Origin of the sequence: Methylophaga sp. UBA5088, assembly GCF_002414625.1 — a bacterium.
Taxonomy (GTDB): domain Bacteria; phylum Pseudomonadota; class Gammaproteobacteria; order Nitrosococcales; family Methylophagaceae; genus Methylophaga; species Methylophaga marina.
This window is the reverse complement of sequence record NZ_DIAC01000104.1, coordinates 2710-3072: the sequence shown is the minus strand read 5'-3', so window position 1 is coordinate 3072 and position 363 is coordinate 2710. Positions and strand designations below refer to the sequence as shown.

1 pseudogene is annotated in these 363 nt (G+C 45.7%); it reads right to left on the bottom strand.

The window, feature by feature from the left end:
* Positions 1-363, bottom strand: a pseudogene (locus B4K20_RS13165) (polynucleotide adenylyltransferase PcnB); the annotation flags it as partial.

Genomic DNA, 363 nt, shown 5'->3' with positions numbered 1-363 from the left:
ATAAAACCGTACGCTGCCGCACTGGCTCCCATAATATTGCTGCAAACAAAAACGCTGGTGTCACTGGCTTACCGGCTGCGATACGAATATCCGTATTTTCTAATGCCTTCATCAGCATCGTTCTTGGATAACCGTCTTGTTCTTCATGCAACAACGCAGCGGTTTGTGGGTAGAGATGCTCAAACAGACCGTAATGACAGAGTAATTCATGTGTCATGGCAGCCTGGCCACTCAGATACAGTTTTAGTGTTTCATCAAACAGCCTTGCCGGCGGGATATCCCGAATCAAATGTGCCCAATCAAAAATACCTTGCTCTGTATCTTTATCCAGCTTTAAGCCAAGCTTAGCTAAAAAGCGACAGG